The sequence below is a fragment of the Desulfothermus naphthae genome, from assembly GCF_054657475.1.
On sequence record NZ_BAAHYQ010000003.1, the window covers coordinates 301393 to 314324 of the forward strand.

Sequence of the window (12932 nt, forward strand, 5' to 3'; positions counted from 1 at the left end):
GTTATGTTATTATATGAAATTATTGTGATGTTTTTGCTTTTTACATTTTTTATGTCTTTGTTTATTATTTATAATGAATGGAAGGAATATAAAAAAAAGAAGTTATTAAAGAGGATTAATATACCGCCAGCCAATCGGCCATTTGCAGATAAAGAAAAAAAATTCAATTTAAAAGGAAGGTTTAAATTAGATGAATTAGAATCCCTGATTAAATCTGCTGGACTAGATATCTCGCCAGAAACTTTTTTACTCATTTGCCTTGGTTGTGGTTCTTTGTTTTTTATTCCCTGTATGTTAGTAGGCATAAATATTTTTGTTTCCTTTTTCCTTGTATTATTTGGGTCTTTTATCCCGGTTTTTTATTTGAGAATTTTAAGGAATCGTCGAGAACAGGCGGTATTAGATCAACTGCCTGAGGCAATAGACATGATAGTGCGAGCCCTAAAGGCTGGGCAATCTGTGGATAATGCCTTGAGAAATGTGGGCAATAATTTTCCGCCTCCTCTTGGACAGGAAATAAGGCTTGTATATGAAGAAATCGCAATGGGCATACCCTTTGACAATGCAATGAGAAATCTTGAACAGAGATTTATCAGGCTGGCAGATATAAAGATGTTTTGCACCGCCTTTATTATTCAACGAGAAGCAGGAGGAAATCTTTCGGATATACTGGAAAATTTATCAAATACCTTACGGCAAAGGGTTGAATTAAAGATGCAGGTTGAGGCGCTTACTGCTGAAGGTAAAACATCTGCAATAGTAATTGCATCTATTCCCCTGGTTTTTGCCTTAATAACAGGGATAGTAAACCCTGGTTATATAACCCTTTTGTGGACTACTCCACTTGGAAAAAAATTCCTTATAAGTGCAATAATTTTAGATGGATTGGGTCTTTATATAATGAGAAAATTAACAAGGATAGAGATGTGATAAATATTTATCTAATAGAATCTATTGTATTTTTTGTGGTGAGTTCTATTGTGCTCTATCTCTATTTTTTAATTGAACAATGGTATGGAAAACACGTACTTATAAAAAAAATATCTCCGTCTTTACCTGATTTTTCTAAAAAAAAGAGCAACCCATTAAAAGAAACTTTTTTTAAATTTTTTCTATTATTTGGTCAAAAAATAGGTCCTACAGAAAAAAAAGAGGTAGAAAAATATGAAAAAATGTTATCTGCCGCAGGTTTTAGGGAGTTAGATGCACTCTCAATTTTTTTCGGTATAAAGCTGGGATTTGGGATTTTTTTAGGACTTATCTATATTTCTTTAATGATTTTTTCTGACAATATAGGAATGAATATAATTTATATATTCTTTTTCATAGGAGCTGGCTACTATATTCCAGAATTTGTATTGAGATACAGGATAAAATCAAGGCACAATCAAATTTTCAAAGAACTACCAGATGTAATTGACCTGCTACTTATATGCATGGAGGCGGGCTTAAGCTTTGATATGGCATTTTTAAGGGTGAGCAGTGAATTGGCAAAAATAGCACCTGTTCTGTCAAAAGAATTCTCCCAGTATTATCTTGAGGTGCAAAGTGGACTCCCCAGGATGGAAGTACTCAAAAGTTTAGCAGAGAGAAATGGTGAAAAAAATCTAAATAGTGTGGTCCAGGTATTGCTCCAATCCTTTAAATTGGGAACAGATGTTGCTTCTTCTCTCAGGATATACGCTGAATCATTGAGGACAGAACGTCTTCAAAAGGCAAAGGAAAAGAGTGCAAAACTCTCTGTAAAGATCACATTTGTTACTATATTGCTAATCCTCCCTGCATATATGTTGATTGTAATGGGACCTACTATTATAAAAATAACAAACCTCTTTTCAGGGAGGTAATAATTGAATAACAGATATTTATTATGCTCTTTTTTGTTGCTCATATGGATTGTGTTTATTAGTTCATGTGGCATAAAAAAAGAATCTCCTGGTTTAGAGATAAAAGAGCCAGAAGAATTAAATATAATCCAGAAAAAGGAGCAACTCAAACCAAATTATCTGGACCTTTCAAAAAAATTAATACAAAAAGGATATTATGAAATAGCCCTTAATAATCTAAAAAAATTATCAAGTTCTCATGAAAAAGACCCTGAAGTCTTTTATCTAATAGGACTTTGTGAAAGCAAATTACATAAATATAAAGATGCAGAAAGGTCTTTTTTAAAGGTTTTATCTCTAAATAAACAATGTGCAAGGGCCTATAATCAGCTAGGTCTTTTATATGACCTGGAAAAAAGACATAACCAGGCTACAAAGATGTATGAGCAAGCAATTTCTTTAAATCCAGCCAGGCCAGAATTTTATAATAATCTGGGATACAATCTCTTGATTTTAAAAAAAATTAAAAAGGCCAAAGAGTGCTTTTTAAAGGCCCTTGCAATTGATCCTGCTAATAAAAAGGCAATAAATAATCTTGCCTTTTCCTATATTTTATCAGGACAAGAGAAAAATGCATTTGTCTTGTTAAAGAAATTATATCCAACCCCGGTGGTCTATTATAACCTGGGTGTGTTGTATGAGGTAATGGGCAGGTGGGAGATGGCTTATAAGATGTATAAAAAATCCTTTGACATGGATCCTCGTCTAAAAAAGGATAAACATCTTGCATTGTTAGAAGAAAAGATAAAAAAAACTTTAAAAAAGGAATAAAAAATGAAAAAATTGATTGTTTTGCTGGCAATTTTTTTTGTATCAGGTTGTTCAGCCTGTTTCGATTACACAATGAAGGGATATTCTTATGACAGAAAGGTATATTCCTCTTTATTTAAAAAACAGATTGTGGATCCAAAAAAGGATGAGCAGGAAAAAATGCCAGGATATCTTGCTATAAGGATATACAATGATAGGTATCTTCCTGCATTAGGTAAAGAAACAAGCAGCGAGAATGGAAAATAAAAAAATTAAAAAAAAGCAAAAAAAGTCAAAAAAAAAGCAAAAAAGTCCAAGTCAAAGAAAAAAAATTTGGTTATAGATTAACAAAAAGCAGGTTAAGGGAAAGTGGTGAAAATCCACTACTGCCCCGCAACTGTGATCCCCGAACAGAGGCCCTCATCAAAGAGCCACTGTCAGGTTGGTTCAAATGCGGGCTGCCTGATGGGAAGGCGATGAGGGTGGGGAGAGTCAGGAGACCTGGCCTGCTTGGAATTTAGCTGCGCCTCAGCGAGGGATGGGGTGGCAGTTTAGATACCCTAAATAGCCCCTCCTAGTATCTAAAACTGCCACTCCTTCTAAAAATCCCTCGAGGCATAAAAGGTGTCCGACAAAGCCAAACCTGTCGCAAGGCAGGGGCGGAAAGCCACGGATCCTGCATCCATTTTAGGTGCATGGAAGTATAGCACCTCAGAAGAAAATGGATGCGGGATAGCCGGGTTGCCGAAGACGCACAAGATGTCTTTGGTAGCCCGGCTTTTTTTGTTTAATGGATGGTTTAAAAATTTTTAAGGAGGAAAAAGATGAAACACAAAACAAAGGGAATAGGGATTTTGACCATCTGGTTTTTGGTAACCTTTTTGTGGGCTTCCATGGCCCTGGGTGTTACAACTGCCACTTCTGTTAGTACCTTTGACGATCTAACTCCAACAACACCTTACGATGGCCCTGGCGGTGGGGCATACTGGAATGGTTCTGATGGGTCAACTGGTTTTACAAGCGGTGATGTGTGGTTCACAAACCAATACACTTCCAGTTACTGGAGCGGTTGGGCATATTCCAATACCAAGGATACCACAACTCCTGGACCTACCAACCAGTACAGCGCCATAACAGGCGGAGGTGTTGGTGGCTCCAGTAACTATGGGGTGGCCTTTATAGCCTCATGGATAGGGGATCATGCACAGCTCTATTTTGGAATAAATTCAGGAGATTATGAACAGACAGTGCTTGGTGCATATATTACCAACACAACTTATGCTTATCTTTCAATGAAAGACGGAGATCAGTTTGCCAAAAAATTCGGTGGTGAAGATGGAACAGATCCAGACTGGTTTAAGTTAACTATCTATGGGCTTGATTCCAGCTATGAGCGCGTGAGCGATAATTTCGTGGAGTTCTATCTTGCTGATTACCGTTTTGATGATCCTTCTGAAGACTACATTGTAGATGACTGGACATGGGTTGATCTGAGCAGTCTCGGATCTGTATATGGCCTTGAATTTGATCTATCATCTTCAGATGTGGGTCCTTATGGCATGAATACTCCTGCCTATTTTGCAATGGATAATCTGACGACTGTTCCAGTCCCGGGGGCACTGTGGCTTTTAGGCTCAGGCATTATTGGGCTTGTTTATATCAGGCGCAAACCTTTAAATGTTTAATAAGGAGGTGTTATGAAGCTTAAATTTACTTATTTAAATGTCGTCATGGCGATCCTTTTTTGGGCACAAGCCGCTTTAGCAGGCCCATATGCCCCTGCAGCAGGAGAGCCTGGATCAACAGCAATTTATAAAGATGATCCATCCTTTGTTGAATGGGCAACAGGATGGGTAAATTACAATCCAGGGACCGAGGTGGATGAGCAGTGGCAAACTCCTGAAAAGGCATTGGGAAAAGCACAAGGTACATCTTATGATGTTGTTTCCCTTGGCAGGGGCGGCGAGATCACCATGACCTTTGATGTACCAATTGCAGATGGAGAAGGATGGGATTTTGCTGTATTTGAAAATGCATTTAATGATACCTTTCTTGAGCTTGGTTATGTTGAGGTCTCATCTGATGGAGAACATTTTTTCAGGTTTCCAAATGATTCTTTGACTCCTTCTCCTGTGGGAGGATATGGCTCAGTTGATCCAACAAATGTTCACGGGCTGGCTGGGAAATACAGACAGGGTTATGGCACCCCCTTTGATCTGGCTGAGCTTGCTGGTGTAAGTCCTATGCTGGATATAAATAATGTGGGATATGTGAAGATACTGGATATAGTGGGTAATGGAACATATTATGACACCTCAGGAGATGTTATTTATGACCCCTATCCAACATCATGGAGCGCAGGATTTGACCTGGATGCAATAGGTGTGATTCATACAGCAGCAGCGGCGGTTCCTATACCTGGAGCAGTGTGGTTGCTGGGGAGTGGGTTATTAGGTCTAATAGGCATAAAAAAACAACTTATGCCCAGGTAAAAGAAAACATGGTTCATCCATTTTCACGGGCAAAAAGATACAGTCAATACTAACAAAAAAAAAGGAGACAGGGTGAAATGAAGAGCGTAAAAATCTGTAGTGTCCTCTTTTTACTGTTAATGATCGGTACTGCAGCATATGCCTCACCCTATAATTTCAAGGGCACATGGATAGATGTTGAAGCATGGGTCGGTACAGGGGAAAATGAAACAATCCTGGTCGTAGACTGGAACCGTCTGGACAATGGTCCGGACACTGTATCAGAGTCCCACGCATTCGGTTATCGCTGGGACGGCACGGCTTATGAGTCGGACATGCTCAATGCATTTAACGAGGCCGGTATTCTGGAGGTCACTACTGGGTACGGTGGGGGTTTTGTTATGAATATCAAGTACAATGACGTTGAAGACGGTGAGTATCACCAGCATATTGAAGAGGGGAGCTGGAACCTTGCCAGTACTAGCGATCCCTATGCCTATTGGGGAGGCTGGGGAGATCCCGATACCGGGTGGGATTTTAACACGGGTGGCATTACCGAGGAGCTTCTTGCCGACGGGCAGTACGAAGGGATCAATGCCATCATGTGGTTTGGCTCTTTGCCTGATTATGCTGATGACCAACTGGATATCCCCTTTGCCACCGTCCCGATTCCCGGTGCGGTCTGGTTGCTAGGAAGTGGGGTTTTAAGTTTGATCGGCATCAGACGCAGGAGTAGGATTTAATTTTGAGTTTCTAATTATGAATTATTGGGTGGGTTCTTTAATCGAAACCAATTCAAAAAAAGAGTATGGAGGATATGAAAATGAAAAAGATTGTAATCTTGTTACTAGTCCTATCTTTTTCTCTGGTTATGGCAGGCGGGGCCGCTGCGGCTCTTATTGTTGATCAGCATCAGGACTTGGGTGGCGGATGGCTGAATATGGGTTATGCAGCACCATTGGGACAGGAGTTCGTACCTGATGTTTCGAACCTGGCTGCCGTTGAACTCTATATCAGTGTTTTTGGAGGTGGTACCGGCCCCGGTGTTACTGTTAATGTCCGTGAAGATAACATCTATGGGACCATAGTGGGTACAGGTTCCATCGATGCGGCTACTACGGGGTGGAATATGATCGAACTTGATTCTTATGCCTGGCTGACGGTTGGCGACCGCTATGTTCTGGAATTTATCTCATCATCTCCCAATGGAGTAACAACATATCGGTATAATTATAATGACGGAAGGTATATATTTCAAGGAACTCCAACCGAAAACGGCTATGATCTGCAATTCAGAACGTACTACGACGATGCCGCTGTTGTTCCTTTACCTGGAGCTATGTGGTTGCTGGGAAGTGGCTTGATGGCTTTATTGGGTATCAGGAGAAAACAACATGGGTAAAAAATTAAAGGAGGTTGGTGAGTATGAAACGCTTAAGTGTTTTTCTTGTTGTTTTTGCTTTGATGGCGTTTTGTGGGAGGGTGCAGGCATACAGTATCTTTGCCACAGAAGTGGTTGCCCACTCTCCAAGCCTGGACGGTTCTGGACCATACAATGACCCTAACAACCTTGTTGGCCAGCCGGCTCTTTATTGTGCTGGATTTGGGCCAGGAGCAGGTGAGACCGATCATATAAGCATAGTTGAGCCTGCGTGGGGGTCAGGCTTTATTACCACCTTCAATGAAGGTGATTGGGCCATTGTAAAGTTCGATCACAAGGTCATGGATGACCCCCGAAACCCTTATGGCATTGACTTTATCGTTTATGGAAATGCCTTTTTTGTGGGAAGCGGTTATGTCACAGATACCACTAACCATGGGGCCTATACCTTAACAGGTGGGATCTTTGCAGAACCTCTCAAGATATCAGTAAGCCCTGATGGTGAAAACTGGTATCGTTATGATGACGGTCCTTATGCAGACAGCCTCTATCCCACCAACCCCTGGGTGTGGAGTCAAGAGAAGTGGAATGAGACAGGAAACGGATGGACGGACCAGCTAAATGATTTTGCAAAGCCAGTTAATCCAGCACTAACACTTGAAGAGCTTACAGCAGGAACCTCTGCCGATGCAATGGCCCTATATGATGGCTCTGCTGGAGGAACCGGGTTTGACCTGGCAGAGTCTGGTTTTGACTGGATCCAATATATTAAGGTTGAAGGTCTTCCAGGTTTTTCAGGTGGTGAAGTGGATGCCTTTTCTGACGTTGCCCCTGTTCCTATACCTGGAACGGTGTGGTTGTTAGGAAGCTCTATAGTTGGTTTAATAACCCTCACACGCAAAAATAACTTTAAAAGGAGGGATTAAAAATGGGCAAAATGAAACAAGTAAGTATATCTTTGGTTGTTTCATGGATTCTGGTTCTGCTTTTTAATGTTACTCTCTTTGCCCAATCGCAAAGGATTTCCCCTAATGCTGGATATGCTGCTCAGGATATTAACATGACAGCTCCTTATACCATTGGATACTCCGGCGGATTGGATGTGGTTTATGCAGATATATCCACAATGAATCATTCAAACCGTGCATTTGTCCATGAGCATATGAAGGATGATTATTATACAACAGAAATTGTTCTTTTTAACTATAATGGTAAACGTACAAAATTGTTATTTACGGCAACAGGATGGCCCCAAGCAGTAAAAAAGATTGGGAACAGGATATGGTTCAGCTACACAGGTGCTGAGGGTGCAGGGTTCTATTCAATCCCATGGGACAAGACACTTTCATCATATCCAGCCTCCAGCGCGCGGCCAGAGGTTATTGTGGATTATAACTGGGAAGTGGAACAAGCACCTGATGGAAAGATTTTTATTTGCGGTGCCGAGGGGATGTCTGGTGGACAGAAAATCTCCTATGTGGATACTGAAAATAACAATACTGTAATACCAGTAATAATTATTGGCGGAAATTCCTCAGGATTTGCGATTGATCCTTATGGTAACATCTGGAGTGGTGAGTATGTATTGGGCTGGTCTCCCATGCATATTGAACCATGTCGTCTTGGTATGTGGTCAGATGAAAAGGTTGAAAATGCCATAGCAACAGGCACTCCTCTTACCTGGGAAGATGCAGATGTTGTTATAGAATTAGGAAGCACAAATTGTACTGGTCAGACTACTTATTGGGGACCAAATGATATAGAGGCTGATTCACAAGGGAATATTTACGTGTCCATGAACACTTACTCTTCCTGGAATGAATCCTCAGAATATGGCCGTGTAATCAAGATATCTCCGGACGGATCAGGTAATTACACCATAACTGAGCTTGGGCAAACAGTGCAGCGAATCAATAAATGGGACTGGGCAAGGACACTTGCCTTTGATGGCACTTCAGACATTGACACTGCAGCATACACTGATCCCACTAAAAATGGGCCAAGTGCAAATATCTTATTTCTGGATATGGATATGACCCAATGCAATGATGTGGATCAGGTAGTAGCGATTGTCACTGATCAGGATTATGACTCAGATGGAGTTCCTGATGCCGTGGACAATGCTCCAGAGACCTACAATCCAGAACAAGTGGATACAGATGGGGATATGTATGGCAATGCTTGTGATGCGGATTTTAATAATGATGGGGAAGTTAAGGCTGAAGATTTCTTAATATTTCAAGCCAACTTTAACCAAACCGTTCCACCAGGGAATCCAAATGTGGACATGGACGGGGACGGTTATATCAGTTCAACGGATTTTGGTGCATTCAGGAGCAGATATAATTCTTATGCTCCATGGTTTTAAATAGGTATAAGCAATTTTTCCATAAAAAAGGAGGTAAAGATTATGAACAGAACTTTAAAAGTAATACCAATTGCAATACTCTTTCTATTGCTCTTTGCTGGCAACGTTTTTGCTTGGTCATTAGATATAACCCCTGTATTTGGAGAGCAAGATTCTACTGATATCGTTGCAAGCCCTGGTGATCAGGTTATGTATCAACTGTGGTTTAATCCAGATCCAGAAGGCACCCTTGTCGCCGTAGCCTACACTTGGAGGTTTGATTATGATGAAGATGAGCTTCTATTTGATCTTGACCACTCAACGACCTATCGAATAGGTGAACCTTATCAGTGGTGGATGGCTCCATTAAAGGAAGACCCTCCCGGTTTTGTTACTGCTGGTGCTACGACCTTTAGCCACGGAACCATATTATATGAGCCCTTTCTAATGGCGGATCTTGCGTTTACAGTCATAAATCCCATTGATGATGATCAGTCCGATTTGGCAATTGTTGAAACAGAACATGATGGCTTTTTCATCGATGGCGAGACTCTAGATGATTTTGTAAATTTCGTAGAGATTGCCGCCAACCATCACCAAAGTGACGGCGCAGATGTGGCCCCAGTCCCCATCCCCGCTGCCGTATGGCTGCTTGGCTCTGGGCTTTTGGGATTGATTGGGATTAGGCGTAAGAGAGCATAATTTTAGGGTGCTGGCCTTTTTTTGGCCAGCGCTCTCTATAAATCTTAAAGATGGAACAAATCCTTCTAAATTCTTAAAGCCCGTTAATCCTAATTTTAATTGGAGCGGAAAGAGCTATTCAGAGCTTCTCACACTTTATGATGGCTCAGGTGGAGGCACTGGTGTGGATATTTCTGAAACAGGGCTTGAGTGGATCCAATATGTGAAATTGTGGCAACCAGAAGGGGATTCATGGTCTGCAGAAATAGATGCAGTTGTTGATACTGCTCCTGTTCCAATTCCTGGAGCTGTCTGGCTCCTTGGGAGTGGATTAATCGGAATGGTAGGAATGCGAAAAAAAAATAAGAAATTGAATTTTTGATTAAAGAGGTATCCCTTGGAAATCCAATGGATACCTCTTTTTTTTAAAATTACACAGAAAAGGGATATGGTTTATGGCAAAGAAGAAAAGCTTTCTCATACTGAGTGGGGTAATCTTGCTTTTAGCAGTTTTTCTTTTTATTTATTATTTTAACAAAATTAATAAAAATAAACACTTTGAGGCAAATGTGCAAAAAAATAAAATAACAAAAAATAGTGATAAAATACAATTACCAAAAGTTGAGAAAAAATTCCATAAACTTCAAAGGGAAAGTGTACAGCGCAAATTATATACAGAACAAACCAGTAAGAACAAGACAAATTTAAATAGAGAAGAGGAGTTTATTCAACATGTTAAAGAGGAAATTCCTGACATAATAGAAGTTAAAATACATAAACCAGGAGTTATATTTTTTCGCCATAAACCAGCTCCTCCGTCCGTTTTAGAAGAAGATATGGAACGACTTGCAGAATTATATAGAGATGCGTTTGAGTATAATAATTCAGTTAATGTGGTTTTTTTTATAAGCGGAAGACCTATTTTTTCGAGAGTATTTTTTAAATGAACATAAAACCGGAAAAGCTCCTTATTATGGAGCTAATTTTATGATGCATGGTGGACAGGGCGGGCCAAAATTAAAATCAAAGGTAGTAGGTTGAGGAAACCACGACCCTGGTCCTTCAATATTTATTTTCCCCTCGGCAATCATCCTTAATGTGCGAGAATAGGAATTATGACCTCCAAGAGAAGAGGTAACTCTTATATCCTGTCCTGCCCAAAGCACCACACCCTTTGGGTCAAAAAAACCGTCTGTAAATTTTAAAAAACCTTGCCTGCCACCAAATAATATTGACTTAGAGGTTATAATGTTCACCTGCTCATCGTTCTTTCCTCCCCAGTCTGTCGTTTTAAATTGGTTAAATCCCCACCAGTAAATACTTTTTCCTTCAATAACCAAGGTGAGATTTGTAATTTTCGGGTCAGAAGAAGATAGAGCGGTACTTGGATTATAGATATATAAATCGCTGGTAAGATCTTTGAAATAATATATCTTTCCCCCATGATCTCCCAGATGAGGAGCAAATATCGGATGTCCACCTAGTGCTGTCTTATAAGAATATTCATTACCATCATAATCTGTTATAATTACGCCATTTTGTGTTGGAAAGTCAGCTTGTGTTATCACCTTCATCTTAGCAGTACCAATATATTCTTTGTATATTTCATTAATAAAAGATGTTACAGGTTTTATTTTAAGAGGTTCAACTGGAGATATTCCATTTTCATAGCCATTAATATTACCAACAGCCATAACTTTAACATTTTCATCAATATCAGGAGTAAAAGAAAAGGTGATGTCTGAATTAGATAAGATATCCCCTCCTTTTATCTTTAATCCTTCATCCTCAAAACCAGAGAATGTTATGCCCCCTTCGCTGTCCTCACCAAGTGCAAGCATTCCATACCTAACCAGATACGCCACCGCCACTGCTCCAACCTGAGTCTGCTCCTTACCCAGAAAACTGCCAAGTATGGTATTTTCAGTGCTCTGTATGCTCACCTTCACAGCATTTATGTATTCACCTTCAGGTATTGAGCTTTTAGGATAAAATCGTTCATTTTCTACATCATAAAACCCAAGGTGCACAGTGACATGGTCTGGATCTACACCATTTTCTTGTGCAATCTGTTTTGCAACATCTATAGCATCTCCATCACATAGCCTTGCAGCTCCTGCCATTGCTGCTGCCTCTGCTGCATTTTCGTATATATTCTTGGTGGCAGATAAATAACCCACATTTACTATAAAACCTAAAATTGTAATAAAGACTACAATAAAAAAACTTATTATAATAACTACAGAGCCCCTTTCTTTGTTCATACCCAATGCCTGGTTAACAAAACTGCACATTAGTGCAGTTTTGGGTGGGGTATTTGTAGTCCGCCTTTTCAGGATGGTCAGCCCCACCTGGCGGTTTTTGACCATCCCTGAGCCCCTGCACCAGGTGCAGGAACTAACCTTCTCACCACCCCCTCCCAATCCCCTAAAACTATTACCCGTCTCAAGGGAGAAAAGTCCCTTACAAAGGACTTCCCAAGAGAGGGAAGGTGAATGCTGCCCTGAGGACTCTCCAGCTTTTTAAAAAACCCTCACAGACTTGTTCCCTACAGAGGCCTGATCTCGGACAACTGAAGCACCCTCAGAGCTTATATGTATAAATTGATTTTTTACTTCTTTAAGATGATTATGTATCTTCAACAGCTCTTTTCTGATAGGTACCTTTTTCCACTTATTCTTTTCAGATCCAAGCTTATTTTTAAACTCTTTCTTTTTTGATTCTAAAATCTCTAATGCGTATTCTAAAAACTCTTTTCTAGAAAGAAGATCTTTGTAATTCTTAGGTATTTCATCAGCAAATCCCAATCCTCTTCTTCCTATTTTGGACCTATCTCCTTTTGAACATACAGTTCCCTGTCTTTTCTCTATCCATTTTCTTTTCAGCTTTTCTCTCCTTTTACCCCCTGCAGATGGTTCTTTTTTAACTTTTCAAACAGATTTTTTCCACCAAAGATTATTTTAACAGGATTTATCTCTCTTTTCTTACACCTGGTAAGCATATTTTGGGCTTTTGAAATAGCATCATCACAATATCTGGAATTTAAAGGAAATATCTTTTGTAAAGATCTTTTTAGATCCTTTCTTTTGCATCCTTCTAAGAGTCTTTGATAAGCAAATCTCATACAGGAAGAAAAAGATCGCATAAGTTTTAAAACTCGGGTCCTATCTTCAAAAGATTCAAACTCTAAAAGACATTGGACTGTAATCAATTTTTCTTTTTCCTCCTCTAAAAGTGTATTCCTGTAAAATCATAAAAACTTTTATGCACTTAAAGACACCTGTTTCTATATGAATATTATTGTATGCTAATATACACTTTTTGTTAACTGTTTTTTACCTCCTTTTAATAACCACATCATCTGGCTCATTTATAACTCAATTTTCAATATTTTTGCAAGACATCTATTTCCAAAA

At 39.7% G+C, this 12932-nt stretch carries 16 protein-coding genes and 2 riboswitches; of the genes, 13 read left to right on the forward strand and 3 right to left on the reverse strand.

Translation table 11 applies throughout. The features are described from left to right. Window positions 1-3 precede the first annotated feature (3 nt). The 13 genes from ACYQ1E_RS12965 to ACYQ1E_RS13025 all read left to right on the forward strand — a co-directional run bounded on the left by ACYQ1E_RS12965 (window position 4) and on the right by ACYQ1E_RS13025 (window position 10463). Window positions 4-930 carry a type II secretion system F family protein gene (locus ACYQ1E_RS12965; RefSeq protein WP_459880167.1) on the forward strand — a complete coding sequence of 309 codons (927 nt, stop codon included), beginning with the start codon at window positions 4-6 and terminating at the stop codon, window positions 928-930. Beyond that, a complete protein-coding gene (locus tag ACYQ1E_RS12970) occupies window positions 927-1847 on the forward strand; it encodes a type II secretion system F family protein (protein ID WP_459880170.1) in 921 nt (306 codons plus the stop codon). The genes ACYQ1E_RS12965 and ACYQ1E_RS12970 overlap by 4 nt, the downstream gene beginning before the upstream one ends. A 3-nt stretch (window positions 1848-1850) precedes the next feature. Then, window positions 1851-2657, forward strand: a complete 807-nt coding sequence (locus tag ACYQ1E_RS12975; protein ID WP_459880173.1) for a tetratricopeptide repeat protein — start codon at window positions 1851-1853, stop codon at window positions 2655-2657. 3 nt (window positions 2658-2660) lie between these two features. Next, window positions 2661-2903 (forward strand): hypothetical protein, encoded by a 243-nt coding sequence (locus tag ACYQ1E_RS12980; RefSeq protein WP_459880175.1) that lies wholly within the window; start codon window positions 2661-2663, stop codon window positions 2901-2903. A 72-nt stretch (window positions 2904-2975) separates the two neighbouring features. Beyond that, a riboswitch (cobalamin riboswitch) is annotated at window positions 2976-3160 on the forward strand. 102 nt (window positions 3161-3262) lie between these two features. Beyond that, a riboswitch (cyclic di-GMP riboswitch) is annotated at window positions 3263-3385 on the forward strand. A gap of 75 nt (window positions 3386-3460) precedes the next feature. Then, complete coding sequence (locus ACYQ1E_RS12985; protein ID WP_459880178.1) at window positions 3461-4321, forward strand: DUF4465 domain-containing protein; 861 nt, start codon at window positions 3461-3463, stop codon at window positions 4319-4321. 12 nt (window positions 4322-4333) lie between these two features. After that, window positions 4334-5128, forward strand: coding sequence for a hypothetical protein (locus ACYQ1E_RS12990; protein WP_459880181.1), 795 nt, complete (start codon window positions 4334-4336; stop codon window positions 5126-5128). 77 nt (window positions 5129-5205) lie between these two features. Further along, on the forward strand, window positions 5206-5850 hold the full coding sequence (locus ACYQ1E_RS12995; RefSeq protein WP_459880184.1) for a VPLPA-CTERM sorting domain-containing protein: 645 nt from the start codon (window positions 5206-5208) through the stop codon (window positions 5848-5850). Window positions 5851-5930: 80 nt separating this feature from the next. Beyond that, entirely contained in the window at window positions 5931-6509 is a 579-nt protein-coding gene (locus tag ACYQ1E_RS13000; protein ID WP_459880187.1) for a VPLPA-CTERM sorting domain-containing protein, read from the forward strand. A gap of 23 nt (window positions 6510-6532) precedes the next feature. Further along, window positions 6533-7414, forward strand: a complete 882-nt coding sequence (locus ACYQ1E_RS13005) for a hypothetical protein (protein WP_459880190.1) — start codon at window positions 6533-6535, stop codon at window positions 7412-7414. Between the two features lie 2 nt (window positions 7415-7416). Next, on the forward strand, window positions 7417-8856 hold the full coding sequence (locus ACYQ1E_RS13010; protein WP_459880193.1) for a dockerin type I domain-containing protein: 1440 nt from the start codon (window positions 7417-7419) through the stop codon (window positions 8854-8856). A 42-nt stretch (window positions 8857-8898) separates the two neighbouring features. Next, window positions 8899-9537, forward strand: a complete 639-nt coding sequence (locus ACYQ1E_RS13015) for a VPLPA-CTERM sorting domain-containing protein (RefSeq protein WP_459880196.1) — start codon at window positions 8899-8901, stop codon at window positions 9535-9537. A gap of 163 nt (window positions 9538-9700) precedes the next feature. Then, window positions 9701-9898, forward strand: coding sequence for a VPLPA-CTERM sorting domain-containing protein (locus ACYQ1E_RS13020; RefSeq protein WP_459880199.1), 198 nt, complete (start codon window positions 9701-9703; stop codon window positions 9896-9898). A gap of 73 nt (window positions 9899-9971) precedes the next feature. After that, window positions 9972-10463, forward strand: a complete 492-nt coding sequence (locus ACYQ1E_RS13025; RefSeq protein WP_459880201.1) for a hypothetical protein — start codon at window positions 9972-9974, stop codon at window positions 10461-10463. 24 nt (window positions 10464-10487) lie between these two features. On the opposite strand, the gene ACYQ1E_RS13030 is transcribed toward ACYQ1E_RS13025, so the two are convergent. From ACYQ1E_RS13030 to ACYQ1E_RS13040, 3 genes are all read right to left on the reverse strand, one after another. After that, entirely contained in the window at window positions 10488-11780 is a 1293-nt protein-coding gene (locus tag ACYQ1E_RS13030) for a TadG family pilus assembly protein (protein ID WP_459880204.1), read from the reverse strand. A 258-nt stretch (window positions 11781-12038) separates the two neighbouring features. After that, a complete protein-coding gene (locus tag ACYQ1E_RS13035; RefSeq protein ID WP_459880207.1) occupies window positions 12039-12323 on the reverse strand; it encodes a hypothetical protein in 285 nt (94 codons plus the stop codon). A 74-nt stretch (window positions 12324-12397) separates the two neighbouring features. Further along, window positions 12398-12727, reverse strand: a complete 330-nt coding sequence (locus ACYQ1E_RS13040; protein WP_459880210.1) for a hypothetical protein — start codon at window positions 12725-12727, stop codon at window positions 12398-12400. Between the last annotated feature and the right edge of the window lie 205 nt (window positions 12728-12932).

Excerpts from the sequence above, each read along its gene's own strand:
- ACYQ1E_RS12965 (WP_459880167.1), top strand. The coding sequence starts at position 4 with ATGTTATTATATGAAATTATTGTGATGTTTTTGCTTTTTACATTTTTT.
- ACYQ1E_RS12980 (WP_459880175.1), top strand. The coding sequence starts at position 2,661 with ATGAAAAAATTGATTGTTTTGCTGGCAATTTTTTTTGTATCAGGTTGT.
- ACYQ1E_RS12985 (WP_459880178.1), top strand. The coding sequence starts at position 3,461 with ATGAAACACAAAACAAAGGGAATAGGGATTTTGACCATCTGGTTTTTG.
- ACYQ1E_RS12990 (WP_459880181.1), top strand. The coding sequence starts at position 4,334 with ATGAAGCTTAAATTTACTTATTTAAATGTCGTCATGGCGATCCTTTTT.
- ACYQ1E_RS12995 (WP_459880184.1), top strand. The coding sequence starts at position 5,206 with ATGAAGAGCGTAAAAATCTGTAGTGTCCTCTTTTTACTGTTAATGATC.
- ACYQ1E_RS13000 (WP_459880187.1), top strand. The coding sequence starts at position 5,931 with ATGAAAAAGATTGTAATCTTGTTACTAGTCCTATCTTTTTCTCTGGTT.
- ACYQ1E_RS13005 (WP_459880190.1), top strand. The coding sequence starts at position 6,533 with ATGAAACGCTTAAGTGTTTTTCTTGTTGTTTTTGCTTTGATGGCGTTT.
- ACYQ1E_RS13010 (WP_459880193.1), top strand. The coding sequence starts at position 7,417 with ATGGGCAAAATGAAACAAGTAAGTATATCTTTGGTTGTTTCATGGATT.
- ACYQ1E_RS13015 (WP_459880196.1), top strand. The coding sequence starts at position 8,899 with ATGAACAGAACTTTAAAAGTAATACCAATTGCAATACTCTTTCTATTG.
- ACYQ1E_RS13025 (WP_459880201.1), top strand. The coding sequence starts at position 9,972 with ATGGCAAAGAAGAAAAGCTTTCTCATACTGAGTGGGGTAATCTTGCTT.
- ACYQ1E_RS13030 (WP_459880204.1), bottom strand. The coding sequence starts at position 11,780 with ATGAACAAAGAAAGGGGCTCTGTAGTTATTATAATAAGTTTTTTTATT.